We start from the raw sequence: 26,757 nt of genomic DNA on the forward strand, positions 1-26,757 counted from the left end.
CGCCTTTCGCCCGACGCCCTGATCGGGTGGCTATATACTGGGGCGGCCGGGCGAGCGGCCGCTCCGGTGCTCGCGAAAACGTGACTGTCGCGGCGATGGCCATCATGATTGCTGGCGCTATCGTGGCATGAGCGCGCCAGGCCTGCCACGGGAGACAGCCATGCTCCGCCTATCCGCCGCCGTTCTGCTGTCCCTGGCTTTTTGGCCGCTCGCCGCTTCGGCCCAGGGCGAGCCGCCGCCGTCGAGATGCGTTGCGATCGCTGAAGCGCTGCCGTCGGCCACCTATGCCAGTTTCACGATGCCACAGGCGCGGATGCCTCTGCTGGCCGAGGCCGTCGCCGACGGCGACGTTACGATCACCTATGCCGGTCATTCGACCTACATCATCGAGACGCCCGCCGGCGTCAGGATCGCCACCGACTTTTCCGGCGTCTACGGCACTGACCCGCTGCCGCGCGTGGTGACCATGAACAAGGCTCATCGCACCCACTATTCGGACCTTCCGGATCCCGGCATCGAATATGTGCTGCGCGGTTGGAATCCGGACGGCGGTCCGGCGCGCCACGCCCTCGTCGTGGATGACGTCTACATCCGCAACGTGCCGACTGACATTCGCAATGGCGGCGATCTCGGCAAGGATGGCAATTCCATCTTCATCTTCGAAGTGGCGGGCCTCTGCATCGGCCATCTCGGCCATCTGCACCACCGGCTGGAGGACGCGCATTACGGCGCCATCGGCCGGCTCGACATCCTCATGGTGCCTATCGACGGCGGCATGACGCTGTCGCTAGACCGGATGACCGAAATCACTGCGCGGCTCTATTCCTCGATGATCCTGCCGATGCATCGCCATTCGACTCCAATCGCCGAATTCACAGGTAGGATGGGCGACGATTTCGCGGTGGAATTCCTCTCCGGCCGGTCGCTGACGGTCTCGCTGAAGACGCTGCCCGACCGGCCGACGATCGTCATCCTCGAAGGCGTTTGACCGCTTCGCCCGATCGTTCCGCCGCGCGCAAACTCTTCGTTCCACCTGACCGCGATCAGGCATATTCCGGAGGAGTATTATGCCAATGGTCGGAGACGATTTTGAAATCAAATGCAAGTTCTCGAATTGGCTACATGGCTCATCCGCTGCGAGCGCTGACAAGTTATTCTCATAATCAACTGCAAAGCGGCAGCCTCGACCAGCCCGCTGCTTTTTACTGGACGTAAGAATGTTTGATGCGCCGACGAAGAGGCGACGGTTGACCTGTCGGGCACCGGTCCCGATGATGACGCCTGCGCGGGTGGCGTCCATGGAAGGGACCGTATATGACCCGCAAACTGCCCTTATTCGCCGCGTCCGCCCTGGCGCTTGCTACCCTGGCGGCGTGTAGCCAAACTCAAACAGGAGGAACGCCGGCGACGACCGCCGGCCAGCTGCCGCCACCTCCAACCGATACGATGACGCCGGCTCAGACCGCCCCTGCTCAGTAGCGGATCGTAGTTTCAAAATATGGAACCCTCGCCCGGGGGCGCGGGTTCGCTTGATGTTGCGCCTTCGTTCAGGGACCGAACAGCACAAGCTCGGTGAACGTCAGATCTCCGAGCGAGGGTGGTCTGGGACCCTTGAAGTATTTCAGCCCCCTGTTGGGGCGGTACCACCCGTACAGACCTGCAATCGGCTCCTTGGCGTCGACGACGCAAAGCAGGATCCCGCGTCGCAAGAGAAAGCGCCCCAGAGCACCGGCGCACCGGGCCAAATTCGTGAGAGAGCGGCAATAGACGATCTGAAAGCATGGGATAAGGCCGCGCAGTGTTCGGCGCGGCATCAGCACCAAGGGAAACGCCTCGCCGTCGCAAATGCAGATCAATGACAGGCATCCCAGCGCGGCATGTTCCGAGAGGATGTATCTCTCACTGTCGGACAGCATCGCCATTTCCTCGAGATCGGGACGAACTTCGAGCACGCGACATGACCGCGGCGCCGAATTCAAAGCCGGCAGAAAGGCAAATTGTCCGGTGGAAAAGGGGCGAAAGCCGAGCGCCCAGTTGGCCTTTAACGTCGCGGGCGCCGGCGAAATGTTCGTGTAGGTCACATCCCTTCGCCTGAGAACCTTCGAAACCAACATGGCGGCATAGGGACGGAATTCCGCGTCGACGGACCAGCTTGAAAGGTTGCAGCGGATTTCGTCGCCGTCCTGCCCCCGGTAACGGCTGTAAAGGGTCAGCACGACGCCGACGATCCGATCGGCCTTCTCCAAAGCAAAGCCGTATCGTTGGAATTCGGCGACGGCGGGCCGCTGCGACAAACGGGTCAGCGCCTGTATCCAGTAACTCCGATCACGCTCCGGAAAGCCCCTGCGCAGGCAGTCGACCACTCCTTCCCAATCAGCTTCGCAAATTGGTCGACAGCGAAGATCGGAAGGCAGAGTGCCAAGTACGGCCATATCAACTCTAGGATTTTACTTAGACATGCTTCGTGCGCACACATATTGGTTGGCAACGATTAATAATCTGTACCGCTTTTGAAGACGACTTTCGCAGTCATCGGATCGCGTGATGCGTCGCCGATATGCTTCCCCGTCAGCTAAGGATTCGTTAACCAAATCCCTATCTACTGATCGGCAATTCACCTCCAACTCGCGACCACGGATGTACTGGCGCGGATGCCGAGGTGGAACGAAAGGTCGGCCATGTGCCGGCCTTTTCGCTTTCAGGGGCTGTTATGCCCCGGAAATCGCGGCCTGACTTCGCGTTGTCGTTGGGCATCGCCCTTTGCAAAACATATTGTCATCGCCGCCATTGTCCGTACCATATTATTGTGCGGGCAAGGCGGAAGGACGAGGAACTGCAATGAGACGCGCAGCGGGGCTGTCGGCGATTGCGGGCGCGATGTTGGCAGGCGCCACCTGTCAATCGAATGCCGCGACGCTCAACACCATGGACGATGTCGGGGCTGCGATCCAGGCGTGCTGGACCCCGCCGGAGGATGCCGGGAATTCCACCGTCACGTTGAGCTTCAGCTTCAAGCGCGACGGCACGCTGATCGGCCCGCCCAGGCCGACCGCCATCAATGTGACCGGCGACGCGAAGGCACGGCAATCCTTTGTCGATGCCGCGATCGCCGCCCTGGAAGACTGCTTGCCGCTGAGCTTTTCGCCGGCGCTTGCCAAAGGGATTGCAGGCAGCGTCTTCACCTTGCAATTCGGCTCGCCCAAACAATAGCTGGACGCTATCCCCAGGCAAAGTCCGCTCGGATGGCCGCCCAGCGTAGCCCGGCGGCGTCATCAAGCGATCGGACCGATCCCGGTTCACGAGACGTCAATGTTGCCCGCGCCTCGCATCGACATGGCGTGCCAGTTCCGGCGTCTCGAAGACGTAGTCGCTCCAGGCCGATTCCGGAATCTGGCCGGCCAGATAGCATTCCAGCAGAAGACTTTGCTCAGGACTGAGAGGCCTCGGCGCGCGCTCATGGTCCAGTCCAAGCGAGTGAAACAGATTTCTGGTCAGGTCCGAGACATTGAAGTGGATCGACATTTGCGGTGTCCTTTGACCATCCAGCGCACGATCCCGAAAATCGATTTCGATTTCTCGGAAAGCGCAAAATCAAACCTACCTTTGCGCATCCCGACGACGCACGGCGCTGTAATGGCCATTCAACGCCGAAGGCAGGATAAAGGTTTCAGCGTGGATCTGGCGGTAACGACGGATTGATCGATGGCGGCCGGTCGATCGAGCGATGCGCAGCAAAGGTTTTAGGACGGACCAATCGTCGTTTGAACGCCGGTTGGCCTATTCACAGACCATCCGGACCCGTTTTCCGGGTTGGCTGACGTTCTTGCAGGTGAGTGGTTTTGCCGGCTCGGACGACACAGGCGAATTGTTGGACGACCTCGTGATTCGTCTTCTCTGCGTGACAGGCGGTGTCGCTCTGCGGGCCGCCACTCCCTTCGGGACTTCGGGCGCCTCCGGAAAAACATCGGTCCACACCTGCGGCTGTTCGGCTTGCGCCTGCGGCGGCCGGTCCCAGACCCGCCGGACATCGAGCGGCCTTGGAATGATGACGGTGCCGTCGTAGCTGCGCGAGCAACCGCTCCCGAGCAGCAGCATCGGGCACAGGAAAAAAGGCAGGATCCGTCCCAACATCAGCAACACCTTGCATGATCTATAACGCGACTTCGGTTATGCCGACAACCGGCGGAACGCCGCGGGCAAGGCTAGCGCATGCCCCCGAAAATCGGAATCGATTTTCGCTGGGCATCATGCGCAAAATTCAAGCGCTGCGACGTCCGTTGTGTGTCTGAAAGGACGCGCGGCGCTGGCATGGGGCGAATCCGAATTCGTCCAGGTTTGGAGCGGTGCAACGGGCGAGTTCCAAGCCCACCGCACCAGTGCCGATCCGTTAAGGTTAGCGGAACGTTAATGCTTGTTGGGGCACATTCCGCCAGCGAACCGCGGAGGGAGGGGTTCGGCCTTTACTCTCGGGTTTGGACGGCATGGCGGAAGCGGACGGACCAGTTGGAAAACGCGGCAAGCGCGCTCCCCGCAAACGGGTTGCGCGCGGGGGCGACGCACCGTCGTCCGCCGGGTATCCCGGTTCGGCGGAAGCGCTTCGCGAACTGGTCGAGGCTGGCTCGGACTGGATCTGGGAGAGCGACGCCGAGCTGCGCTTTTCCTGGCTTTCGGAAAACTATCGTGCCGCAACCGGCATCGATCCGGCGAGCGTTCTCGGCCGGTTCCGCTTCGACTTCCTCAAGCAGGTTGTGAGCGGCAGCCGGAGTGCGGCCGCGCATCTGGAAGACCTGCAGGCACATCGACCGTTTCGCGATTTCGTCTACGAACTGAAGGGTGGCCGCCCCGGCTGCCGCTGGGTTTCGATCACCGGCTTTCCGCGCTTCGACGCCGAGGGAAGATTTGGCGGCTATCGCGGTATCGGTCGCAACGTCACGATGCTAGCCGGTGCGTTCGATGAATTGAGGCAGAGCGATCCATCGGCCGGCGGCGAGACCGCGCGAGATCTGGCCGATATCGAGCGAAAAACCTTCGACAACCTTCGCACGATGGTCGATTCGATGCCGATCGGTATCGTCGTCGTCGACGCCGAACTGCGCGCGGAAGTGATCAATCGCGCCTTCTACGATTTCTGGAGGATCGACCCCCGGCGGGCAGAGGTCGGCTGCCGTTTTCGCGACCTGATGGAAGCCAGCCGGGATGCCGACCCCTATGGTCGCGATGACGGGGCGTGGCAGCGGCACGTCGCCGAGCGCGAGGCGGAAATCAGGGCGGGTACGATTGGATCGAGGCAGCTGCCGCGCAACGATGGCCGGACGCTGATCGCATCCATGGCGCCGCTTGCCGGGGGCAAGCGGCTCATTTCCTATGTCGATGTCACCGCCATGAAGGACCGCGAGGCGGAACTTGCCGAAGCGCTGGAAAAATCGCGGCTGGCCGAGGCGGTGATCAACAACGTCAAGGATCCGATCTTCGTCAAGGACGACAATCTGCGCTTCGTGTTCGTCAACGAGGCGTTCGCCGCGCTGTACGGACGGCGACCGCGGGCAATGCTGGGCAAGCTCTGCGGCGATTTCGCCACGCCCGACGAGGCCATGCGCTTCGAAGAAAGCGAAAAGCAGGTTCTGGCAAGCGGCCGGCCCTACGAGGTGGAAGAAGACTTCGCCTTCTCCGGTATCGGCCGCTCCCGCATCGTCAGGAAAAACCGCGTCAGCATGGCAAGCGGCCGCAACTATGTTGCCGGTTTCATCTTCGACATTTCCGACATGAAGCGCCGCGAGACGGAAGCCGAGGATGCGCGCAGGCAACTCGTCACCGTGCTGGATTCGCTGCCAGCCGGCGTGATCATCTACGGCCGCGACGACAAATTCATCTTTGCCAATCGCAAGCTGCGCGACACGTTGCCGGCACTCAAGCCGGCATGGCAGGCCGGGCGCGCATTCCGCGAGGCGTTGGCGCTCGGCCACTCGGTCGGGTATTTCCGGCTCAGTGGCGATCCCCAACTCGACCGGCTCTACGACAGCGATCCCGAGCGCTGGCTCGACGGCATGCTGGCCCGCTACCGCTCGCCCAAGGCGCCCTACGAACGCGTCAATCCCGATGGCCGCTGGTACCAGGTCCACGACATGCGGACCGACGACGGCACGTTCATTGGCGTGCGCGTCGATATTTCCGAGATCAAGAGCCGTGAAAAGGCACTGCATGACAGCATGCGCGAAAACGAGGTGTTCCGCAGCCTCATCGATAACGTGCCGGTATCGATCTACGCAAAGCGATCCGACCTCAGGCTGTTTTACGTCAACAAGCGCTGGTGCGATCTCACCGGTTTCAGCAAGGAAGACGCGATCGGCAAGACCGACATCGAGATTTTCGGGGCGGATGGCGAAGCCTTCGTAAAAGGCGATCTTGCCGTGCTGCGCAGCGGCGAGACCCAGGAGATCGAGGAGACCGCAACCCTGGCCGACGGCAGCGTCCGCCATCAGTTCGCGCGCAAGGGCGCAATGGTCGCTTCCGACGGTTCGCTCTATCTGATCGGCTCGACCACCGACATCACCGAACTGAAGCAGCGCGAGGCCGAACTGCGCGAGGCGCGGCAGCGGGCCGTGCTCGCCGACCGCGCCAAGTCGGAATTCCTGGCCAATATGAGCCATGAGATCCGCACGCCGATGAACGGCGTGCTCGGCATGGCCGAACTCCTTGCCAAATCGGAGCTCGACCCGAAGCAGAAGACCTTCACCGACATCATCGTGAAATCGGGAAACGCGCTTCTCACCATCATCAACGACATCCTGGATTTCTCCAAGATCGATGCCGGCCAGCTTGTGCTCGACCCGGCGCCCTTCAACCTCCCCGAGGCGATCGAGGATGTGGCGACGCTGGTGTCGACACGCGCCAAGGAGAAGGATATCGAACTCATCGTGCGCATCGAGCCCGGCCTCGAAAGTCTGTTCGTCGGCGACGTCGGCCGTGTCAGGCAGATCGTCACCAATCTGCTCGGCAACGCGGTGAAGTTCACCGACGAAGGCTACGTTCTGGTCGACGTGACCGGCGAAAAGGGTCCGACGGGAACGAAGCTCACCATCTCGGTCACCGATACCGGCATCGGCATTCCGCAGGACAAGCTGCAGCTTGTCTTCGAGAAATTCAGCCAGGTCGACACGTCGTCGACGAGGCGGCATGAAGGCACCGGGCTCGGCCTCGCAATCACCTCGCGGCTCGTCGACCTCATGGGTGGCGAGATCGGCGTCGACAGCGCCGAAGGCAGGGGCTCGACCTTCTGGTTCACCGTGACGCTGCCAAGGGCTGCGCCGTCGACCAGGCAACGCATCACGCCTGTGGACGTGACCGGCGCCCGGGTGCTGATCGTCGACGACAATGCCGTCAACCGTTCGATCCTGACCGAGCAAATGACGTCATGGACCTTCGATTCCTGCGCGGCCGAAAGCGGCGCCGAGGGGTTGAAAGTGCTTATCGCCGCCGCTGCCTACGGCGTGCCGGTCGACTGCGTCGTGCTCGACTATCAGATGCCCGGCATGAACGGGGCTGAGATGGCCCGGATCGTGCGCAACACTGCCAGTCTCGCCGATACGCCGATCATCATGCTGACATCCGTCGATCAGTCGCTGGCCACCACCGGCCATCATGATCTCCAGGTCGACGCCCAACTGATCAAGCCAGCGCGCTCTTCGGTGCTGCTGGAAACACTGGTCGCCACCATCCAGCGGCACCGTCACAGCACGATGGGCACCGGCGCGCAGCCGGCGGCGGACGGCTCCAAGAGGGACATGTCGCGTTCCTCGCCGTTGCCGACATATGGAGCCGCATCCGGACGGACGCTGCTGCAGCCGCCACCGGTTCGTCCCCGCACCGGCGCGTTGGCCGGCGCCGGGTATCGGCTGGACGTCCTCGTGGCCGAGGACAACGAGGTGAACCAGATGGTTTTCACCCAGATTCTCGGCGAAACCAGCTACGGCTTCGAGATCGTCGGCAATGGCCGCAAGGCGCTTGATGCCTTCGGCAGGCTCAATCCGCGCATGATCCTGATGGATGTTTCGATGCCTGAGATGAACGGCCACGAAGCGACCGCCGCAATTCGCCGGCTGGAAGAGGAGACCGGCACGCATGTCCCGATCGTGGGCGTCACCGCGCACGCGCTGAAGGGCGATCGCGAACGGTGCCTGGAGGCGGGCATGGACGATTACCTGTCGAAGCCCATCAGCCCCAGGGCGTTGCTGGAAAAGGTCGAGCGCTGGCTCGGCGCCGACGGCGAAAACCAGCGTAACGCGGGATAGGGTTTCTCATCGGGCTGTGGCGTTCAGCCGAGATTCGGCAATGCGCTGCGGACAAGACTATGGCGCGATCGCACCATACCAAAGCGTGCGCCCGGTTGGGACAATAAGCGCATTCGAGTTCCGCTCTCCAGTTACGGGCGGGAGCAGCGACCGCCGGCAAGAAACAGGGTCAGATCTACCCCAACGGACCTGTTTCGGGCGATGGCGCGGCCTTGATATAGTCTGGCCGCATGCAACGCGCTCCCGCCCGGATTTTCTTTTCGACGCCAATTGCTCCGACTGTCGAGGGGAAATGCCGGCCGGAAATCGCGCAAGCTGCTGATTCCAGCGGCAAACCACGGCTCTGCCGACAGGGCCAGCGGTCATCCCTCTTCGCCTTGGCTGTGCGGCGTTACCGGGGTGACATGAAACTGTCATGTGACTGTAATAATCGGGGGCTATGGCCTCACCGGGCGCCAACAGACAATGGCGCCGAGAGACCATCTTCCGAACAGGAGCAGGCACATGAACAAATTCATCCTTACGGCGTCGGCCGCGGCGCTCGCGCTCGCCGCGTCGGCTGGTTACGCCGCCGCGCGCGACCAGATTCAAATCGTCGGTTCGTCCACAGTGTTCCCCTTCACGACGGCTGTCGCTGAGAAGCTCGGCCAGAGCGGAAAGATCAAGACCCCGGTCGTCGAATCGACCGGGACCGGTGGCGGCATGAAGCTGTTTTGCCAGGGCGTCGGCGAAAATACCGCTGACTTCACCAATGCCTCGCGCGCCATCAAGGACAGCGAACTTGAAACCTGCAAGGCAAATGGCGTGACGCCGGTCGAGATCAAGGTCGGCTTCGACGGGATCGTGCTCGCCAACTCGAAGGCAGGGGCTGTAGTCGATCTGACCAAGGACCAGGTTTTCAAGGCGCTCGCCAAGAACGTCGCCATCGACGGAAAGGTCGTCCCCAATCCCTACAAGAACTGGTCGGATGTCGATGCGTCGCTTCCCGCGACAAAGATCGAGGTGCTTGGCCCGCCGCCCACGTCCGGCACGCGCGACGCGTTCGTTGAGCTCGTCATGGACGCGGCCTGCCAGGAAGAAGTGAAGGCGGCAAATGAAAAGGGCTGCGGCGAAATCCGCGAAGACGGCGCTTTTGTCGAGGCCGGCGAAAACGACAATCTGATCGTCCAGAAGCTGGGAGCCAACCCCAATGCCTTCGGTGTCTTTGGCTTTTCGTTCCTTGACCAGAACGCCGACAAGCTGCAGGGCCACAAGGTCGATGGCGTCGAGCCGACCTTCGAGAACATCGCATCGGGCGACTATGGCGTTTCCCGCTCGCTCTTTATCTATGCCAAGAAAGAGCATGTCGGCGTCATTCCCGGCATGCAAGAGTTCATCGCCGAGTACACCTCGGAGGGCGCATGGGGTCCTGAGGGTTATCTGGCCGACAAGGGCCTGATACCGCTGCCGGATGCCGAGCGCGCTACGTGGGCCGAAAACGCCAAGGCCTTGAAGGGCATGGGCTCCTGATGTTTCGGGGTCCGGGCAAATATCCGCTCTGACCCTCATGCTCTAATGCCCAAAGCGCGGGACCAATGTCCCGTGCTTTGAGCCGGTGAATGACCGGCGGTCGAGGGGACGTCCTGAATCATGGTCGGTTATCTCGTTGTTCTGCTCTTGGTTTTGGCCGCCGCGGCCTATTGGATAGGCCGGACACGTGCTGTTGCCAGTGTCAATGGCGACGTCGCGCGGCTGCATTCGCTGCCTGGCCAGCATGGCATGTTTCTGGCGCTTTTTGCCGCCGGTCCCGCGCTGCTTGCAATCGTTTTGTGGTCGATGGTGACGCCGGGAATTGAATCGTCAATCATTGCCGACCGCTTCTCCGCCGAGTTGTCGGGAATGGGCATTCCGCAAGTCGAAGCTTTCATCCGCGACGCTCGCGCCATGGCCTTTGGCGGGCTTGTCGGCTTCGCCGATCCCACGAAAGAGGCGGCCGCTGCCGTCTACAAATCAATCCACGCGACCAGCACCTGGATCATCTGGGCCGTCGCGCTGATGCTTTCCGCGTCCGGATTTTACTGGGCCTATTCGCGTATCGCGCAGGCCTACCGGGCGCGCCATGTGGTCGAGCGCGTTCTTCGCGCATTCTTGATCGCCTGCTCGGTGGTCGCGATCCTGACGACGATCGGCATCGTCCTGTCGCTGATCTTTGAATCGCTGCGGTTCTTCCAACAGGTGCCGTTCTACAAGTTCCTGTTCGGTACGCACTGGTCGCCGCAGAGCGCCTTTACCGGCGCGGGAACGGAAGCCGGCGACGTCAACCAGGACATTTTTGGCGCGGTGCCGCTCTTTGCAGGCACGTTGCTCATCACCTTCATCGCCATGCTGGTGGCCGCGCCTATCGGGCTGATGGCTGCGATCTATCTTTCGGATTACGCTTCCAAAAGCGTCCGCGCGGTCGCAAAGCCGGTGCTGGAAATCCTCGCCGGCATTCCGACAGTCGTCTATGGCTTCTTCGCCGCACTGACGGTTGCACCCTACTTTCGCGGTATCGGCGAAAGTCTGGGTCTAAGCGTTGCGTCCGAATCCGCGCTCGCCGCAGGCGTGGTCATGGGCATCATGATCATTCCCTTCGTTTCCTCGCTTTCCGATGACGTGATCAACGCCGTTCCGCAATCCCTCAGAGACGGTTCCGCCGGCCTCGGCGCGACCAAGTCGGAAACCATCCGCAAGGTGATCCTTCCCGCCGCCCTTCCGGGCATCGTTTCGGCGATGCTGCTCGCCGTCAGCCGCGCCATCGGCGAAACAATGATCGTGGTCATGGCGGCGGGGCTGGCGGCAAACCTCACGGCCAACCCGCTCGAAGCGGTCACCACCGTGACGGTTCAGATCGTGACGCTGCTTGTGGGCGATCAGGAATTCGACAGCGCCAAGACGCTTGCAGCCTTCGCACTTGGCCTGGTGCTGTTCTGCATCACGCTCACCCTCAACATCGTCGCTTTGCGCGTCGTCCAGAAATACCGAGAGCAATATGACTGATGCGATCGCGTCATTTGGCGCCGGCGGACGGCCGGTCAGCATTCATACCGACGATGCCGCCAAGGCGCGGCTGAAGGGCCGTTACCGTGCGGAAGCGTGGTTCAAGTGGCTCGGCGCCGGAGCCGTCGCGTTGGCTGGGTTGTTCCTCGTGTTGCTCCTGTCGACCGTCGTCACGCAGGCGATTCCGGCGCTGCGGCTGAACTATCTGACGCTGCCGATCGATCTTTCGTCGGCTAAGGTCGACCCAGCGAAACTCGGTGACGTAAACTATGATTCCATCGCCCAGGAAGCGCTTGCGGCAAAATTTCCGGATGTGAAGAGCCGTCAGGACAAGCGCCTGTTGCGCGGGCTGATTTCCAGCGGCACGGGCGTCTTCCTGCGCAAGGATATTGCGGCTGATGCGGGGATGCTCGGAAGAACGGTGGACTATGCGGTTCCACTGGACGATTTTGCCGACCTCTATCTCAAGGGTTTGCTTGCTGACGTCGGTTCGGACGAACCCATTTCAACGAGCGTCACGCCTTCGGGAACCAGCGGCGACATCGACCTGACCTTCGGCGACGATGGCTTGCTGGCGCTGGCGCGCGGCCATGGTGCGACCGAGGGCGAAAACGGCATGCTGACGCTGACGAGCGGCGCATCGTCGCTGCTGGTCGTGTTCAACGGCGGTACGGTCAAGCTGACCGCGCTGTCGCCGGGGGGCAACGGGACGGCGATCGCAAAGGGCACGGTGATCGAGGCGCTGGACAGCACGGCGCCCGCCGCGAGCGGTCAGGCATCCCTGCGCGTCATCGATACGCCGGAAGCATCGCGAAAGATTTCGGACAAGGAAATCGTGTGGCTCGACACGTTGAAGAGCGACGGCTTGATCGAAAGCCGGTTCAACTCGATCTTCTTCTTCACCGGCGCCAGCCGCGAGCCGGAACTGGCCGGCGTCTGGGGCGCGGTCGTCGGATCGTTCCTGACCATGATCGTAACGCTCGCCATCGCCTTCCCGATCGGCGTTTCGGCGGCGATCTATCTTGAGGAATTTGCGCCCAAGAACCGGCTGACGACGATCATCGAAGTGAATATCAACAATCTGGCGGCGGTGCCTTCGATCGTCTTCGGCCTGCTTGGACTTGCCGTATTCCTGAATTTCTTCGGCCTGCCGCGCTCGGCCCCGGTGGTCGGCGGCATGGTGCTGGCGCTGATGACGCTGCCGATCATCATTATCGCCTCACGCGCTTCGCTACGCGCCGTGCCACCATCCATCCGCGAGGCGGCGCTTGGCATCGGAGCGTCCAAGGTCCAAACCGTATTCCATCACGTCCTGCCGCTGGCGATGCCGGGTATCATGACCGGCACCATCCTCGGAATGGCGCATGCGCTGGGCGAGACCGCGCCGTTGCTGATGATCGGCATGGTCGCCTTCATCGTCGACATCCCCGGCGGCTTCACCGATCCCGCGACGATCCTTCCCGTGCAGATATTCATGTGGGCCGATTTCCCGGAAGCCGGGTTCCAGCAGAAGACTTCGGCGGCGATTTTGATCTTGCTGCTGTTTTTGGTCATCATGAATGCCATTGCGGTGATACTGCGCAGGCGCTTCGAGCGGCGCTGGTAAGGAGTAGAGGATATGAACATCATGACGGAAGCCAGCGTCGAACAGAAACTGGGTAGCGGGACCAACGAACCTTCGATCAAGATGAAGGGCGCAAAGGTCTCCGTTCATTACGGCGAGAAGCGAGCCCTGTTCGACGTGGATCTCGATGTCCGTGAAAACCAGGTGACGGCGTTGATCGGCCCATCGGGCTGCGGCAAGTCGACCTTTCTGCGCTGCCTGAACCGGATGAACGACACGATCCCGATCGCCCGGGTCACCGGCAAGATCACGCTCGACAGCGAGGATATCTACGACCCGAAAATCGACGTCGTCGAACTCAGGGCTCGCGTCGGCATGGTGTTCCAGAAGCCGAACCCGTTTCCGAAGTCGATCTACGAAAACGTCGCCTACGGTCCACGCATTCACGGCCTGGCTAGGAGTAAGGCGGAGTTGGACGGCATCGTCGAATCGAGCCTGAAGAAGGCCGGCCTGTTCAACGAGGTCAAGGATCGCCTGCTCGAGTCGGGCACTGGTCTCTCCGGCGGACAGCAGCAGCGCCTGTGCATCGCGCGCGCCATCGCGGTGTCGCCGGAGGTGATCCTGATGGACGAGCCGTGTTCGGCGCTTGATCCGATCGCCACCGCCCGCGTCGAGGAACTGATCGACGAACTGCGCCAGAACTACACGATCGTCATCGTCACTCATTCGATGCAGCAGGCAGCGCGCGTGTCGCAGCGCACGGCCATGTTCCACCTCGGCTATCTGGTCGAGGAGGGCGCGACCGACAAGATGTTCACCAATCCCGACGACAAACGCACCCAGGACTACATCACCGGCCGGTTCGGTTGAGCGGCGGCGAATTTCGAACACGAGGACAGTATCATGGGTGAACACACCGTCGCATCTTTCGACGAGGAATTGGAGCACATCGACCGGCTGCTCCGCGACATGGACGAGCTAGCCGCCGCGATGGTCGCGGCGTCAATCCGCGCGTTGCTAGCTTCGGACAATGCGATGGCGCAGCGCGTCGTCTCGGACGACACGATCATGGATGCGCGGCAGCGCGAACTCGACGATAGCGCGATCACGCTGATCGCCAAGCGGCAGCCGATGGCGCAGGATCTGCGTGCCGTGGTCGGCGCAATCCGCATGGCGGGCGATCTCGAGCGGATCGGCGACCTGGCCAAGAACATAGCCAAGCGGGTCAGCGCCGTCGGACAGAGCGCCACGCCACGCAATCTCTCGCACGGTATCGACGCCATGGCGGATCTCGTTCTCGAGCAGCTCCGCGGCGTGGTCGAGCACTATGTCTCGCGCAACGCCGACGCGTTGAAGGAACTGCGCGCCGCCGACGAGAGGATCGACGTGAAATACACGGCGGTGTTTCGCGAGCTCCTGACCTACATGATGGAGGATCCGCGTAACATAACCGCCTGCACGCACCTTCTATTCTGCGCCAAGAATCTCGAGCGTATCGGTGATCATGTCACCAACGTTGCCGAAAACGCCTACTATGTCGTGACCGGGAATCAATTGCCGGCGGACCGCCCGAAGCTCGACGAGACGACAATGTCGGCGCCGGCGACATGACAGGGGTAACCGGCCGATGATCGCGCCGCGCATCATGGTGGTGGAGGATGAAGAGCCTCTAGGCGTCCTCCTCCGCTACAATCTCGAATCCGAAGGCTATCAAGTCGAGGTGGTGACACGCGGCGACGAGGCCGAGATCCGGCTGCAGGAGAACGTGCCCGATCTTCTGGTGCTGGACTGGATGGTGCCGGCGATTTCCGGCATCGAGCTTTGCCGGCGTCTTCGGGTGCGTCCCGAAACCGAGCGGCTGCCGATCATCATGCTGACCGCCCGCGGGGAGGAGAGCGACCGGGTGCGCGGCCTTTCCACCGGAGCGGACGACTATCTGGTCAAGCCCTTCTCGACACCGGAATTCATGGCCAGGGTCAAGGCGCTGCTGCGTCGCGCCAAGCCGGAAGTGCTGTCCAGCGTTCTCAAGGTCGGCGACATCGTGCTCGATCGCGAATCGCACCGGGTCTATCGCAAGAAGAGTGAGATCCGGCTCGGACCGACCGAGTTCCGGCTGCTCGAATTCATGATGCGGCATCCCGGCCGCGTGTTCTCGCGCAGCCAGCTGCTCGACAATGTCTGGGGCGAGACGATCTACATCGACGAACGCACGGTGGACGTCCATGTCGGCCGGCTGCGCAAGGCGGTCAACAATGGTCGCATGCCTGATGTCATCCGCACCATCCGCGGTGCCGGCTACGCGATCAGGGAAGACTAGCTCCACGGCGCGAAGGTTCTGACAGTCGGATGTGCTGCGTTGGCGGATCGCATGTCTTGGCGGCTATCGAAAACGCCCATTGCTTCGCCCAGGGATGACGAAGTTGGGCCTCCCGCGCTCTTCGGTCAAACTCAAGCCACGTTCTTCCCCGCTGAGCCTCCTCTCGCCTGCACGCCCGGCGCGAAAATCTCCTGGTCGACGAAGCTTAGCGCCCGCATGGCGCAGCCTTCGCGGATCAGCGGCAGCTCGTTCGGCTCGGTGTCGAAGGAAATCGAACCCGAATGCTGGCCGCCGGCGGTCTGGGCGATGGCTTCGCGCAGGGCCGGCTCGATCAGGTCGAAAGCGGCGGCACTGGCGCCGACCATGGCGACCGGCGCCGGATCGATCAGTGCGAACAGGCTGCCGAGCCCAAAGCCGAGCGCTTCGCCGGCCTTGCGGTAGGCTTCGCGCTCCGGTCCGTCCGTCTCGCGCGCCCGGGCGGCGAGCGCCCGCATGTCGGCATCGCTGACATCGGCGACCGGCTCGGTGTTTTCGCTCAACTGCCTAGCGTTGCGCCAGATGGCGTAGTTGCCGGCATAGGCCTCGACGCAGCCGCGCCGCCCGCAGCGGCAGAGCGCGCCGCCCGGGCGATGGATCATGTGGCCGAATTCGCCGCCCGAGGAATGAGTGCCGGTGAACAGTTCGCCTTTCAGCACCAGCCCCATACCGATGCCGTGCGAGAGCAGGATGGCGATAAAATCGTCGCGGTAACGATCCGGGTCGCGCCAGCGCAGCGCCACGGCCATCATGTTGCAGTCGTTCTCCATGGTGGCCGGGATGCCGAACTGGTCTTCCAGAATGTCGGCGAAAGCGATGTTCGTCTGCGGCGTGATCGGCGACCACAGCATGGCTCGCGCATGGGAATCGGTGATGCCCTGGATCGCCAGCGCGATGCGCGCGACGCTTTGGACATCGAGGTCGGGATCCTTGAGCCGGCGCCGGACGATGGCGACGCATTCGCCGATCAGTGCGTCGCGCGACATGGTCAGCGTGTCCAGCCGGCGCTGTTCCTCGGCGACCACTTGCCCGGCATAATCGATGACGGCGACCGAAAGGAAATTCAACGACAACACGACGGCCAATACCTTAGCCGCTTCCGGATTGAGGCTGAGGCCGACCTGCGGCCGGCCGCGTTTCAGCGAAACGGTCTCGCTTGCCCTGCTCTCGGCAAGGATGCCCTCGTGGATAAGGTCGGAAGAGATCGCCGATATCGTCGAATGGCTGAGGCCGGTAGTCGCCGCGATCTCAGTTCGCGACGGATGGCCGGCCCGGCGCACGGCCGAAATCACCATCCCCCGGTTGCGCCGGCGCAAATCGTCGTGGCGGATTCCGACCGACATGTCTTGCGTTCCTCCCGGTCGTCCTCGCGGCCTCTCGTGATGCGAAGGCCGTCGGCGACACCAGGCAAATATTGGCAGAAGCCGACAGCCCTGTCATTATTTATTCCGAGACTCGAAAAAACGCCGGGCAGGACATCAAAATCCATCAGAATTGATGTTGACAGCGCTTCGGCGTTCGACCAGTATTTTTTCGAGGCTCGAAAAAATAGAGCCTTTTGTGCCGGCCTTTGGGCCAGTTTGGTCGCGCCGTACGTGGCGCAGGGAGGAATACCATGAAGAGATTCACAGCCGTCATCCTGGCGGGGGTCGCCATGTCGCTGACGCTCGCGTCGGTCGCGCAGGCGAAGGACAAGGTCATTGGCGTTTCGTGGTCCAACTTCCAGGAAGAGCGTTGGAAGACCGACGAGGCCGCCATGAAGGCAGCGATCGAGGCCGCCGGCGACAAGTATATTTCCGCCGATGCGCAATCCAATCCCGGCAAGCAGTTGACCGATGTCGAGAGCCTGATCTCGCAAGGCGCCAACGCGCTGATCATCCTTGCGCAGGATGCCTCGGCCATCGGACCTGCGGTGCAGAAGGCGCTGGACGAAGGCATTCCGGTCGTCGGCTATGACCGGCTGATCGAGAACAAGGACGTCTTCTATCTGACCTTCGACAATCAGGAAGTCGGGCGCATGCAGGCCCGCGAAGTGTTCAAAGTGGCGCCGGAAGGCAATTACGTCTTCATCAAGGGCTCGGGCGCCGACCCGAATGCCGATTTTCTGTTCGCCGGCTCCATGGAAGTGCTCAAGGAGGCCATCGACAGCGGCAAGATCAAGAATGTCGGCGAAGCCTATACGGACGGCTGGCTTCCCGCCAACGCCCAGAAGAACATGGAACAGTTCCTGACCGCCAACGACAATAAGGTCGATGCGGTGGTTGCCGCCAATGACGGCACCGCCGGCGGCGTCGTCGCCGCGCTGACGGCGCAGGGCCTGGCCGGATCCGTCCCGGTGTCGGGCCAGGACGGCGATCACGCGGCGCTGAACCGCATCGCGCTCGGCACACAGACCGTATCGGTGTGGAAGGATGCGCGCGAACTCGGCAAGAACGCTGCCGAGATCGCCTCGCAACTTGCCGACGGCAAGCAGATGACCGACATTGCGGCCGCAAAGGACTTCACCACGCCGGGCGGCAATGCCGTCAAGTCGCTGTTCCTGACGCCGATTGCTATCACCAAGGACAATCTCAACGTCGTCATCGACGCCGGCTGGATCACCAAGGACGCGGTTTGCGCGGGCGTCGCCGCCGGCAGCGTGGCGGTCTGCAACTGATCTCGATCACTTCGCAAGGAAACGAACGCCGCGGCTGTCAGTCGCGGCGTTTTCAAAAGGGCTTTCCGCTTCAAATGGCTTCCGCTTCAAATGATTGGGGAAAGCCGGTGGCATCGTGTTCCGGCATCCGCGCCAGACGGCAACCCGGTGGGAGGACTTCATGACCGACACGGCATCCAACCCACCGGCCGCCAGAACGGCCGAAGACCGGGCGCGTGATTCCGAACTCAGCGCCGTCGGACGGTTCCTCAAGGCAACCGAGCTCGATATACGCATGCTCGGCATGGTCGGCGCGCTGCTGGTCATCTGGTTTGGAATCCACATCCTGTCGGGCGGGCTTTTCCTCACGCCGCGCAATCTCTGGAACCTGTCGGTGCAAACCTCCTCGGTCGCGATCATGGCGACCGGCATGGTGCTGGTCATCGTGATGCGCAACATCGATCTTTCAGTCGGCTCCGTCGAAGGCGTGATTGGCATGGTGATGGGCGTGGCGCAGGCCGAATTCCTCATCCGCGTCATGGGATTCCAGCTTGGAAGTCCCTGGATATGGGTCGTCGCACTGGCTGCCGGTGTGGCGCTCGGCCTCATGATCGGCGCGCTCCAGGGCTTCATCATCGCCTATCTCGAGGTTCCGGCCTTCATCGTGACACTGGGCGGGCTGCTGATCTGGCGCGGCATGGCGTGGCTGATGACGAGCGGGCGCACCGTCGCGCCGCTGGACGCCACCTTCCAGCTCATGGGTGGCGGGCCGCGTGGCTCGATCGGGGCGACCGCGAGCTGGATCGTCGGTGCTCTCGCCTGTGTGGCCGTCGCCTTCATGCTGCTCAACGGCCGGTCGCAGCGCAAACGGTTCAAATTTCCACTGCGCCCCATCTGGGCGGAAATCTTTCTCGGCGTGGTTGCTTGCGCCGCCATTCTTGGCGCCGTCCGGATCGCCAATTCCTATCCGTGGCCGGTCGGCATCGTGCGCCGCTACGCCCAGCAGAACGGCATCACCATCCCCGAAGGCGGCCTGTTCATCGCCCATGGCATCGCCATACCGGTACTGATGGCGGTCACCGTTGGCATCGTCATGACCTTCATCACCCGGCGCACCCGTTTCGGCCGTTACGTCTTTGCCATCGGCGGCAATCCGGAAGCGGCGGAACTCGCCGGCATCAACACGCGCTGGGTTACCATGAAGGTGTTCATGATCATGGGCGTGCTGGCCGCAATCAGCGCGGCGATTGCGTCGGCCCGCCTCAATGCGTCGACCAATGCACTCGGTACGCTGGACGAACTCTTGGTCATCGCGGCGGCGGTCATTGGCGGCACGTCGCTTGCCGGCGGCTCCGGCACGGTGCTCGGCGCCATGCTGGGCGCGCTCCTGATGCAGTCGCTGCAGTCCGGCATGGTGTTGCTCGGCATCGATTCACCGCTTCAGAGCGTGGTCGTCGGCGCTGTCCTGGTTGTCGCCGTCTGGCTCGACACCGTCTACCGCAAGCGGGTCTAGCATGGCCCCCAACCGAAGGCTCGCGTCGGCGAAAAGTGGATACCGGTATACGGACAATCAAGCCCAAGCAAAAACCATAGGGAGGAACGATCATGGCTGACACGACTGCTCCCACGCCACTGATCGATATGCGCAACATTTCGATTGCCTTCGGTGGCATTCGCGCCGTCGACGATGCGTCGATCGACCTTTTCCCGGGCGAGGTCGTGGCGCTGCTCGGCCACAACGGCGCTGGCAAGTCGACGCTGATCAAGATCCTGTCCGGCGCCTACAAGCGCGATGCGGGCCAGATCTTCGTCAACGGCGAAGAGGCTTCGATCTCCAATCCGCGCGACGCCAAGAAATACGGCATCGAGACGATCTACCAGACGCTGGCGCTCGCCGACAATGTCGACGCCGCCGCCAACCTCTTCCTTGGCCGCGAACTGATGACCGGCTGGGGCACGCTCGACGATGGCGCCATGGAGGCCGAGGCGCGCAAGGTGATGGGCAGGCTCAATCCCCGGTTCCAGCGCTTCAAGGAACCGGTGATCAAGCTTTCTGGCGGCCAGCGGCAGTCGGTGGCGATCGCGCGCGCCATCCTCTTCAACGCCCGCATCCTGATCATGGACGAGCCGACGGCGGCACTGGGGCCGCAGGAGACGGCGCAGGTCGGCGAATTGGTCATGCAGCTCAAGGCCGACGGCATCGGCATTTTCCTGATCAGCCACGATATCCATGATGTGTTCGAGCTTGCCGACCGCGTCTGCGTGATGAAGAACGGTCAGGTCGTCGGCACGGCGCGCACGAGCGACGTCACCCAGGACGAGGTGCTCGGCATGATCATCCTGGGCAAGTGCCCGCCTGGCGCCATTCCGGGACCAGGTGCACTGAAGATCGCCGCCTGAAGCTTTAAATAAGCCGGCTAAATAACAGCCAGGTGACCGGCCTTGTGATATGCCAGCCATCATGATGGTTTGGCCGCGCCATTGTGTTGACGCGGGGAGTTGCCCATAAAGGTTTGGAAACCGTTCACAGGCCGCGGCAGCAATTGAAGAAGTTTTTTCCGATCGTCGCTTTCATCGCCGTCGCGCTGATCAGCCTGACGATGGCGGGATTCGCCTATTTCGCCACGCAGGAAGCGGCGCGCATCAAGTTCGCGGCGACGGCGGACGACGCGCTCAACCGGATCGATAGCCGCATCGACCTGCATCTGTCGCTGCTGCGATCGACGCAGGCGCTGTTCAACGCCCGCAATGGCGGCATTTCGCGAAGCGAGTTCAAGGCATTCTTCAGCGCGCTCGATATCGACGGCAATTTCGCCGGCTTGCGCGGCATCGGCTTTCTCCGGCTGGTGAAAGCCGGCGACGAGGCAACGGTCGAGCGTGCCATCCTGCGCGACTATGGAGCCAGCCATGTGATCTATCCGGCTACGACGACGCTGCCGTGGCGCACGCCCATCGTGCAGTTCGAGCCGCTCGACACGTCGAGCCAATCCAGCATCGGCTACGACATGTTCACCGAACCGGTGCGGCGCGAGGCGATCGAAAAAGCGATGGCCGACGATCAGCAGCATGCGAGCGGGCGCGTGCAGCTTGGCCAGGAAACGGGAGCTGCGCAGACCTTCACCGGCTTCCTGGTCTTCGTGCGGCTCAACATCGATACCGCGCCGGACGGCATCAATGCATCCATGTCCTCGGCATCAGGCTTTCTCTATGCGGCCTTCCGCGCCCGCGACCTGTTCCAGACCGCGCTCAGCCGGACGCCGCTGCTGCCGGTCAACATTGAAATCTACGACGGCAAGGTGGATGCCGACAATCTCTTGTTCCGGTCGGAGACGCCGCCGGTGTCGACCTTCGGCGAAAGGCTGCTGGTTACCCGCGAGATCACCGTCGCCGGCCGTCCGTGGACCGTCTTGTTCAGGCCGACAAGTGCCTTCTCGCAACCCTCTTCGCGCGCCATTCCGGTGATGCTTGGCCTGTTCGGGCTTATGCTCGCGGGCGCCATTGCGCTGGTGGCGCGCTATCAGGAGCGGGCTTATGACGCGGTCTCCCTGCTTCACGAGACGACGGAAAAGAGCCTGCTCGAAAAAGACCTGATGCTGCAGGAGATGAAGCACCGCATCAAGAACTCGATCACGCGAGTGTTGGCGATCGCGCGCCAAACGGCGTCGCACGCCACCGACGTCCACGAGTTCTCATCGTCTTTTTCGGCCCGGCTGCAGGCGATGGCGGCTTCCCAGGACATGCTGACGCGCTCGCGCTGGCAGAAGGCCGATCTTGGCGACCTGTTGCGCATCGAGCTTGGCCAGGTGTTCGGCAAGGAGCTTCCCGATGGGATATTGTTGGGGCCGGAGGTGTTGCTCGACGAGACCACCACGCAAGCGCTCGGCCTGACCTTTCACGAGCTGGCGACGAACGCGCTGAAATATGGCGAAGCCGGCAATTCGGCCAATAACAAAAAGGGCGACTGGGCGCTCAAGGTCGACTGGTCGGTCGAAGGCCGCAGGCGCGACAAGACGCTGGTTCTCAACTGGCGCGAAGCAGGCCAGACAAAGCTCGAAGCACCTGTCAAAACCGGGTTTGGCACCAAGCTGATCGATTTGAACGTCACGCGCGAATTGCGCGGTACGATCAATCGCGATTTTCACAATGGCGGGTTGAACGTGGAAATCAGGATTCCACTATCGGACTGAAATGCTGCCGCGAACCGGCAGTTTTCGAATGCACTAAGCGGAGTCCAGACCAGCCGGTCCCCGCTTATATTGCTCCCCGCGTTTGACGGGAATCAGCAGCGAGCCGTATAGAGGCGGCCACGGTTGTCGCGGTACTGGCAATAGCCATTGCGCAGGTTGCGCACCAGCAGGCCGGAACCGGCACCGACGGCTGCCCCGACGAGCGCACCCCTGCCGCCGCCAATCAGGCCGCCGGCCAGAGCGCCGACACCGGCGCCGACGCCGACATCCTGCTCGGTAGTGCTGCAACCGCTGACCGCGACCACGGCAACCATCGCAATAATAATCTTCCGCATAAAGTTACTCCTCGCTTTTGTCCTCACTTGTAGTCCGATCATTTATCATGCGGAAAAGGGTTTTGCCTGTTCGATTTCACTGTTGGCTAAGAGAATCTTTAGCGCGCGCGCCGTTCGAGGCAACCACAAGATTGGAAATCTCCACGGAGGCGTCGAGCGTGCCCTCCGGACGCACATTCCAGACGATCCGGTCGTAGTCATCCTCCAGCGCCGGATCGACGGAAAGGCACTCGGCAATTACACGCGGAGCCTGACCTTGGACATCGCCCAAGGCGAACGGGCGTTCGGCGGTGCATTCCTGAGCGGTTTCGAAGACGCTCACCGATACGGGCAGTTCACGGCATTCGGTCATCGTGTTCGAACAGCCGATGACCAGCAACACGGCAGCAATGTGTTCCATGGCGACGATCCTTTCGCCGTAGGAACGGGCCACATCCGCCAAAGTTCCTGCGCCCAGGCTGGCGCGTGATCAATTGGAGAAACACGTCGACATGAAGCCAGCCGCAGGTCATTTTGGGTGCTCTAAAATTAGCTCAACTGGAGCGCGACGATCAGGGCTGTCAGCGCGACCAACGCAAAGGCGGCAAAGCGGAGGAACGGCTGAGAAGCAATATGCGACGGCATGGCGGATGCTTCGAGGTCCTGAAACCCGCCCATCGAAATACGTGCGGCCTGTTCCAGCCTGTTGATATCGGCGACTGTCAAAGCCATTCCCCCCGTACTGCGCAGCGAACTGCGACCGAAAACGTCATGTGGAGCGGTCTGGGAAAAACAGCATCGGACTTTATGGTGAACAGGTGGTTAAAGCCGGCGCGGCCGGTATCGATCCCGGACCCTTAAAGCGCGTCGCGTTTGAACGGATTCATGCGATGCGCTTTAAGTTCTTGTTTTTATGCGTGTCGTTATCCCAAAACCGCTGCGCACTTTTGGGCGACATGCATTAGTTCTCGGCTGTTGTCCGTTCAATCCGTCTCGAAATTGCCGCGAGGAACGACAAGGCGATACTCCACACGGCCCCCGGTGATTTCAAGTGTCGCCGTACCGTTCAACGACGCAGGCACCACGCGCTCGAGCGCGACACTGCCAAAACGCTTCTCGCTGGGCTGATTGTCGTTGGTTCCGATGGCTTCGGCCCAAACCAGTGACAGGGCGGTCTCGCCAGCGGAAGCGGCCGTGAGATCGGCCGTCACCTCGACGAATCCGTCGGCTCGCGACAGAGCGCCGTAGCTGACCGAATTGACGGCGAGCTCGTGCATGGCCAAGCCGATATGCAGGGCGGCATTGGGGTTGAGGTACGGATTTGCACCCCGGAAACGCAGGCTGCGCAGCGGATCGGCCCCATAGCGGCCGACCTGGCCGGACACCAGTTCGCGCAGTGCCGCTCCCCGCCAGTTGGACGAAGTCACCAAATCCTGGGACGAGGCAAGCGACTGCAGCCGGCCGCGAAAGCGTGTCAGGAAGTCGGTGAGCGTGTCCGAATAACGGCTGGTCTGGGTGGCGATGCTCTGGATGATGGCCAAAAGGTTCTTCGAACGGTGGCTGACCTCGCGCAGCAGCGCCTTCAGGGTCTGCTCGCGACGTTTCTGCTCGGTCGTTTCGACCATGGTGGTGACGATGCCCTGCACGGCGCCGCCGTCGTCGTGATCCGCGTCTACCCACACCTGGAACCAGCGAACGCCATCGTCGGCGGGAATGCTGAGCTCAAGATGTTCCGGATTGCCGGATGCGACGACGTTGCGTTTGGCCGTACCGATGCGCTCGGCCTGCGCCGGCGGCAAGATGCCGCTGTCGGCCGTGTCGGAAGCCCATGGCGGGCGCATGTTGCGGGCCCAGACGGTCTTCATCTCGCGATCCTGATACAGAACCGAAATGCCGGCATTGTGCAGCGCATGGAGAAGGGCCCGGCCAAGCTGCATTCCGCTCTCAGTGGAATGCGGGGCGATGATCTCATCGCTCCGTCCGCTGCCTTTCATGTCTCCAGCTTTGGATTGCATCGGTCACTTCACCCACCCAATCTAGGCTGAACGGCTGACGGAAAAATGGGTTCCCAAAAGAGGTCCGCCGAGCGACGTCCGTGGAGGGACATCGCCCGGCGGTAGCTGGAAACCGCTTGAGGGGTGCGGCTCCCAGTGTTCGATCGCACCTGGGTTCACGATGCCCGTTTGAACAGGCCAGCGATAAGTGAAATGACCAGGAAAGCGAGAAAGACGAAAAACAATATCTGCGCTATACCGGCCGAGGTGCCAGCAATGCCGCCGAAACCGAGAGCGCCGGCAATGATCGCTACGACGAGAAATACGAGCGCCCAGTAAAGCATGATCCATCTCCTTCAAATGGTACGGCAAAAACGCCGTTCGCTGCCGTTTGTTCCACCATTTGCCGAAAAAGACGATCCCTGGAAAGCTCTCCGACCCGAATTGAATCGTCACTCGCAGGGGCGCAAAGAGCGTGCGCCGGCCGCAAAGGACCAGCGTCATTCGTTCCATGGAAAACGGGCGATCCCCTGGAAGCGAGCGATCTGCGAAAACCGGGCGGCCGGTGAGGTTGGGCCTACCCCGGTTTGCCCGACCTCCGTTTGCTATGCAGCGGCTTTCGCATGCCGGTCGAAGAACAGCGCCTGGCTGATCAGAGCCTTGACCATGTCCGGATTGAACGGCTTGGTGACTAGAAAAGCCGGCTCCGGCCGTTCGCCGGTCAGAAGGCGCTCGGGAAAGGCAGTGATGAAGATCACCGGCACCGGCGTGGACGACAGGATCTCGTTCACGGCTTCGATGCCCGAACTGCCGTCGGCAAGCTGGATGTCGGCCAGCACCATCCTTGGGCGCGTCTTTGCGAACATCGCCACCGCCTCGGCGTGGGTGCGCGCAGTTCCGACGACACGATGGCCCAGGCTTTCGACCATCTGTTCGATGTCCATGGCGATCAGCGGCTCGTCCTCGATGACCAGGACATCGGTTGCCACCTGACGGGAAATCTCATTGCTGGCCTCGGCGAGAAGTTCGGAGAACTCCTGGTCGTCGACGTCGAGAATTTCCGCCGCCTCGCCTTCGCTGAAACCTTCGACGGCGACCAGCAGGAAGGCTTGGCGGGGGCGGGGTGAGATCGCGTTCAGGTTGGCGGCGGCGCGCTGTTCCCACGCCGACTGGGGTTGCTCTTGCGGAACGCGGATGGCGACCGAGGTGAACAGCCTGGCGAAGACCTTGTAGAGCGCGATGCGATCGTTCGACGCGTCCGGAAAGATGTCGACGTCGGCAATGATGGCTTCGAGCATCGCGGCGACCAACGCGTCGCCGCTCTCCTGCGATCCGGAAACGGCCCGCGAGAAGCGGCGCAGGAACGGCAGGTGCGGAGCGATGGTTGCGGATAGGCTCATGGTGGACGTCTCCCTCTGACGTGATTGGATGGATTGCTGACCAAGCCGATTGCTAGACCCGAAATAAACCCTGAAAACAAAAACGCCGGCTTTCCGAAAAAGTTCCGATGTCGTGGAACTAATATAAGGGGACGGCGTTTGAGGGTCGGGATGGGCAACCAGACGAGGGTGCCGCTTGCTTTGCGTCGTGTGTTGATGGGGCGGCAGGGGTGCTGGGAACAAAAGGGCGAAATGAAGACATGACGAAAGATAACACGGCTGGCGCTGTAAACGGGCGCCGGGCCGTTTCCGGCGACCCGCTCGGGCCAAACTCGGAAATCGGCCGCAAACTTAAACAATATTATGACGAGCTGGTCTCCGACAATGTGCCGGATCGCTTCGCCCAATTGCTCAGCCAGTTGGAACAGGCCCAACCTGCGCGGAAAAAGGACTGAGGCATGGCGGCCGTCTCCCAGAGCTTCAAGACCGATCTGCTCGCCTCGATTCCGAGCCTGCGGGCCTTTGCCGTGTCGTTGACGCAAAACGCCGACAAGGCTGACGATCTTGTGCAGGAAACGCTGGTCAAGGCCTGGGACAAGCATGAAAGTTTCGAGCCGGGGACCAATCTAAAGGCATGGCTGTTTACCATCCTGCGCAATGAATTCTATTCGCAAATGCGCAAGCGCGGCCGCGAGGTGCAGGATAGCGACGGCATCATGACGGCCAGGCTAGCCGTCCATCCGGCCCAGCACGGCCAGCTCGACCTCAAGGATTTTCGCGGCGCGCTCGAGCAATTACCCGAGGACCAGCGCGAGGCCATCATCCTCATCGGCGCTTCGGGCTTTTCCTACGAGGAAGCCGCCGAGATCTGCGGCTGCGCGGTCGGAACGATCAAGAGCCGCGTCAGCCGCGCCCGCACCCGGCTGCAGGAAATCCTGAAGATTTCCGGCGAAGACGAGTTTGGCCCGGACGCGATCTCGGCTCAGGTGACGGGCTCGAATGCCGCCTGAATACGGACCGGTTTC

The 26,757-nt window shown here is 62.0% G+C and carries 24 protein-coding genes; 15 read left to right on the forward strand and 9 right to left on the reverse strand.

The genetic code is table 11. The annotated features are described in order from the left end of the window. Window positions 1-160: 160 nt before the first annotated feature. The gene (locus AC0NID_RS08780) at window positions 161-988 is read left to right on the forward strand and encodes an MBL fold metallo-hydrolase (protein ID WP_473456117.1); all 828 of its coding nucleotides are present in this window, start codon (window positions 161-163) and stop codon (window positions 986-988) included. A 559-nt stretch (window positions 989-1,547) separates the two neighbouring features. Here the strand turns inward: AC0NID_RS08780 and AC0NID_RS08785 are convergent. Beyond that, a complete protein-coding gene (locus AC0NID_RS08785) occupies window positions 1,548-2,363 on the reverse strand; it encodes a hypothetical protein (protein WP_473456118.1) in 816 nt (271 codons plus the stop codon). A gap of 475 nt (window positions 2,364-2,838) precedes the next feature. Between AC0NID_RS08785 and AC0NID_RS08790 the strand changes: the two genes are divergently transcribed. Then, entirely contained in the window at window positions 2,839-3,210 is a 372-nt protein-coding gene (locus AC0NID_RS08790) for a hypothetical protein (RefSeq protein WP_473456119.1), read from the forward strand. Between the two features lie 96 nt (window positions 3,211-3,306). Here AC0NID_RS08790 and AC0NID_RS08795 read toward each other — a convergent pair whose 3' ends face one another. After that, window positions 3,307-3,522, reverse strand: a complete 216-nt coding sequence (locus AC0NID_RS08795; protein WP_473456120.1) for a hypothetical protein — start codon at window positions 3,520-3,522, stop codon at window positions 3,307-3,309. A 959-nt stretch (window positions 3,523-4,481) separates the two neighbouring features. On the opposite strand from AC0NID_RS08795, the gene AC0NID_RS08800 reads away from it, so the two are divergent. The 7 genes from AC0NID_RS08800 (at window position 4,482) to phoB (ending at window position 15,187) form a co-directional block, all read left to right on the forward strand. After that, a complete protein-coding gene (locus AC0NID_RS08800) occupies window positions 4,482-8,288 on the forward strand; it encodes a PAS domain-containing protein (RefSeq protein WP_473456122.1) in 3,807 nt (1,268 codons plus the stop codon). 504 nt (window positions 8,289-8,792) lie between these two features. After that, window positions 8,793-9,797 (forward strand): PstS family phosphate ABC transporter substrate-binding protein, encoded by a 1,005-nt coding sequence (locus AC0NID_RS08805; RefSeq protein ID WP_473456123.1) that lies wholly within the window; start codon window positions 8,793-8,795, stop codon window positions 9,795-9,797. Window positions 9,798-9,917: 120 nt separating this feature from the next. Then, window positions 9,918-11,306: a phosphate ABC transporter permease subunit PstC gene (gene pstC, locus AC0NID_RS08810; RefSeq protein WP_473456124.1), complete on the forward strand. Its 1,389-nt coding sequence runs from the start codon at window positions 9,918-9,920 to the stop codon at window positions 11,304-11,306. Then, on the forward strand, window positions 11,299-12,912 hold the full coding sequence (gene pstA, locus AC0NID_RS08815) for a phosphate ABC transporter permease PstA (RefSeq protein WP_473456125.1): 1,614 nt from the start codon (window positions 11,299-11,301) through the stop codon (window positions 12,910-12,912). The genes pstC and pstA overlap by 8 nt, the downstream gene beginning before the upstream one ends. A 12-nt stretch (window positions 12,913-12,924) precedes the next feature. Beyond that, the gene (pstB, locus tag AC0NID_RS08820) at window positions 12,925-13,740 is read left to right on the forward strand and encodes a phosphate ABC transporter ATP-binding protein PstB (protein WP_473456126.1); all 816 of its coding nucleotides are present in this window, start codon (window positions 12,925-12,927) and stop codon (window positions 13,738-13,740) included. A gap of 33 nt (window positions 13,741-13,773) precedes the next feature. After that, window positions 13,774-14,481, forward strand: coding sequence for a phosphate signaling complex protein PhoU (gene phoU, locus AC0NID_RS08825; RefSeq protein WP_473456127.1), 708 nt, complete (start codon window positions 13,774-13,776; stop codon window positions 14,479-14,481). A gap of 16 nt (window positions 14,482-14,497) precedes the next feature. Then, the gene (gene phoB / locus AC0NID_RS08830; protein WP_126035251.1) at window positions 14,498-15,187 is read left to right on the forward strand and encodes a phosphate regulon transcriptional regulator PhoB; all 690 of its coding nucleotides are present in this window, start codon (window positions 14,498-14,500) and stop codon (window positions 15,185-15,187) included. A gap of 131 nt (window positions 15,188-15,318) precedes the next feature. On the opposite strand, the gene AC0NID_RS08835 is transcribed toward phoB, so the two are convergent. Then, window positions 15,319-16,566 carry an ROK family protein gene (locus tag AC0NID_RS08835; protein WP_473456128.1) on the reverse strand — a complete coding sequence of 416 codons (1,248 nt, stop codon included), beginning with the start codon at window positions 16,564-16,566 and terminating at the stop codon, window positions 15,319-15,321. Window positions 16,567-16,838: 272 nt separating this feature from the next. Between AC0NID_RS08835 and xylF the strand changes: the two genes are divergently transcribed. The 4 genes from xylF to AC0NID_RS08855 all read left to right on the forward strand — a co-directional run bounded on the left by xylF (window position 16,839) and on the right by AC0NID_RS08855 (window position 22,045). Further along, window positions 16,839-17,879, forward strand: coding sequence for a D-xylose ABC transporter substrate-binding protein (gene xylF / locus AC0NID_RS08840; protein WP_473456129.1), 1,041 nt, complete (start codon window positions 16,839-16,841; stop codon window positions 17,877-17,879). 160 nt (window positions 17,880-18,039) lie between these two features. After that, window positions 18,040-19,371: a sugar ABC transporter permease gene (locus tag AC0NID_RS08845; RefSeq protein WP_473456130.1), complete on the forward strand. Its 1,332-nt coding sequence runs from the start codon at window positions 18,040-18,042 to the stop codon at window positions 19,369-19,371. A gap of 92 nt (window positions 19,372-19,463) precedes the next feature. After that, entirely contained in the window at window positions 19,464-20,258 is a 795-nt protein-coding gene (locus tag AC0NID_RS08850) for an ATP-binding cassette domain-containing protein (protein WP_473456131.1), read from the forward strand. Window positions 20,259-20,401: 143 nt separating this feature from the next. Next, window positions 20,402-22,045 (forward strand): CHASE domain-containing protein, encoded by a 1,644-nt coding sequence (locus AC0NID_RS08855; RefSeq protein ID WP_473456132.1) that lies wholly within the window; start codon window positions 20,402-20,404, stop codon window positions 22,043-22,045. Between the two features lie 92 nt (window positions 22,046-22,137). Here AC0NID_RS08855 and AC0NID_RS08860 read toward each other — a convergent pair whose 3' ends face one another. From AC0NID_RS08860 to AC0NID_RS08885, 6 genes are all read right to left on the reverse strand, one after another. Next, a complete protein-coding gene (locus AC0NID_RS08860; RefSeq protein WP_473456133.1) occupies window positions 22,138-22,380 on the reverse strand; it encodes a YMGG-like glycine zipper-containing protein in 243 nt (80 codons plus the stop codon). 76 nt (window positions 22,381-22,456) lie between these two features. Beyond that, window positions 22,457-22,780, reverse strand: a complete 324-nt coding sequence (locus AC0NID_RS08865; protein ID WP_473456134.1) for a hypothetical protein — start codon at window positions 22,778-22,780, stop codon at window positions 22,457-22,459. Window positions 22,781-22,908: 128 nt separating this feature from the next. Further along, window positions 22,909-23,091, reverse strand: a complete 183-nt coding sequence (locus AC0NID_RS08870) for a hypothetical protein (RefSeq protein ID WP_473456135.1) — start codon at window positions 23,089-23,091, stop codon at window positions 22,909-22,911. Window positions 23,092-23,342: 251 nt separating this feature from the next. Then, window positions 23,343-24,374 carry a sensor histidine kinase gene (locus AC0NID_RS08875; protein WP_473456136.1) on the reverse strand — a complete coding sequence of 344 codons (1,032 nt, stop codon included), beginning with the start codon at window positions 24,372-24,374 and terminating at the stop codon, window positions 23,343-23,345. 155 nt (window positions 24,375-24,529) lie between these two features. Then, a complete protein-coding gene (locus AC0NID_RS08880) occupies window positions 24,530-24,697 on the reverse strand; it encodes a DUF1328 domain-containing protein (protein WP_126035236.1) in 168 nt (55 codons plus the stop codon). 261 nt (window positions 24,698-24,958) lie between these two features. Next, a complete protein-coding gene (locus AC0NID_RS08885; RefSeq protein ID WP_473456138.1) occupies window positions 24,959-25,753 on the reverse strand; it encodes a response regulator in 795 nt (264 codons plus the stop codon). A 239-nt stretch (window positions 25,754-25,992) separates the two neighbouring features. Between AC0NID_RS08885 and AC0NID_RS08890 the strand changes: the two genes are divergently transcribed. After that, window positions 25,993-26,187 carry a NepR family anti-sigma factor gene (locus AC0NID_RS08890; RefSeq protein ID WP_473456209.1) on the forward strand — a complete coding sequence of 65 codons (195 nt, stop codon included), beginning with the start codon at window positions 25,993-25,995 and terminating at the stop codon, window positions 26,185-26,187. A 3-nt stretch (window positions 26,188-26,190) separates the two neighbouring features. Beyond that, on the forward strand, window positions 26,191-26,742 hold the full coding sequence (locus AC0NID_RS08895; protein WP_126035230.1) for an RNA polymerase sigma factor: 552 nt from the start codon (window positions 26,191-26,193) through the stop codon (window positions 26,740-26,742). Window positions 26,743-26,757 lie beyond the last annotated feature (15 nt).

It is taken from the genome of Mesorhizobium sp. WSM4821, assembly GCF_055901555.1.

Excerpts from the sequence above, each read along its gene's own strand:
- AC0NID_RS08780 (WP_473456117.1), top strand. The coding sequence starts at position 161 with ATGCTCCGCCTATCCGCCGCCGTTCTGCTGTCCCTGGCTTTTTGGCCG.
- AC0NID_RS08790 (WP_473456119.1), top strand. The coding sequence starts at position 2,839 with ATGAGACGCGCAGCGGGGCTGTCGGCGATTGCGGGCGCGATGTTGGCA.
- AC0NID_RS08795 (WP_473456120.1), bottom strand. The coding sequence starts at position 3,522 with ATGTCGATCCACTTCAATGTCTCGGACCTGACCAGAAATCTGTTTCAC.
- AC0NID_RS08800 (WP_473456122.1), top strand. The coding sequence starts at position 4,482 with ATGGCGGAAGCGGACGGACCAGTTGGAAAACGCGGCAAGCGCGCTCCC.
- AC0NID_RS08805 (WP_473456123.1), top strand. The coding sequence starts at position 8,793 with ATGAACAAATTCATCCTTACGGCGTCGGCCGCGGCGCTCGCGCTCGCC.
- pstC (WP_473456124.1), top strand. The coding sequence starts at position 9,918 with ATGGTCGGTTATCTCGTTGTTCTGCTCTTGGTTTTGGCCGCCGCGGCC.
- pstA (WP_473456125.1), top strand. The coding sequence starts at position 11,299 with ATGACTGATGCGATCGCGTCATTTGGCGCCGGCGGACGGCCGGTCAGC.
- pstB (WP_473456126.1), top strand. The coding sequence starts at position 12,925 with ATGAACATCATGACGGAAGCCAGCGTCGAACAGAAACTGGGTAGCGGG.
- phoU (WP_473456127.1), top strand. The coding sequence starts at position 13,774 with ATGGGTGAACACACCGTCGCATCTTTCGACGAGGAATTGGAGCACATC.
- phoB (WP_126035251.1), top strand. The coding sequence starts at position 14,498 with ATGATCGCGCCGCGCATCATGGTGGTGGAGGATGAAGAGCCTCTAGGC.
- AC0NID_RS08835 (WP_473456128.1), bottom strand. The coding sequence starts at position 16,566 with ATGTCGGTCGGAATCCGCCACGACGATTTGCGCCGGCGCAACCGGGGG.
- xylF (WP_473456129.1), top strand. The coding sequence starts at position 16,839 with ATGAAGAGATTCACAGCCGTCATCCTGGCGGGGGTCGCCATGTCGCTG.
- AC0NID_RS08845 (WP_473456130.1), top strand. The coding sequence starts at position 18,040 with ATGACCGACACGGCATCCAACCCACCGGCCGCCAGAACGGCCGAAGAC.
- AC0NID_RS08850 (WP_473456131.1), top strand. The coding sequence starts at position 19,464 with ATGGCTGACACGACTGCTCCCACGCCACTGATCGATATGCGCAACATT.
- AC0NID_RS08860 (WP_473456133.1), bottom strand. The coding sequence starts at position 22,380 with ATGCGGAAGATTATTATTGCGATGGTTGCCGTGGTCGCGGTCAGCGGT.
- AC0NID_RS08865 (WP_473456134.1), bottom strand. The coding sequence starts at position 22,780 with ATGGAACACATTGCTGCCGTGTTGCTGGTCATCGGCTGTTCGAACACG.
- AC0NID_RS08870 (WP_473456135.1), bottom strand. The coding sequence starts at position 23,091 with ATGGCTTTGACAGTCGCCGATATCAACAGGCTGGAACAGGCCGCACGT.
- AC0NID_RS08875 (WP_473456136.1), bottom strand. The coding sequence starts at position 24,374 with ATGCAATCCAAAGCTGGAGACATGAAAGGCAGCGGACGGAGCGATGAG.
- AC0NID_RS08880 (WP_126035236.1), bottom strand. The coding sequence starts at position 24,697 with ATGCTTTACTGGGCGCTCGTATTTCTCGTCGTAGCGATCATTGCCGGC.
- AC0NID_RS08885 (WP_473456138.1), bottom strand. The coding sequence starts at position 25,753 with ATGAGCCTATCCGCAACCATCGCTCCGCACCTGCCGTTCCTGCGCCGC.
- AC0NID_RS08890 (WP_473456209.1), top strand. The coding sequence starts at position 25,993 with ATGACGAAAGATAACACGGCTGGCGCTGTAAACGGGCGCCGGGCCGTT.
- AC0NID_RS08895 (WP_126035230.1), top strand. The coding sequence starts at position 26,191 with ATGGCGGCCGTCTCCCAGAGCTTCAAGACCGATCTGCTCGCCTCGATT.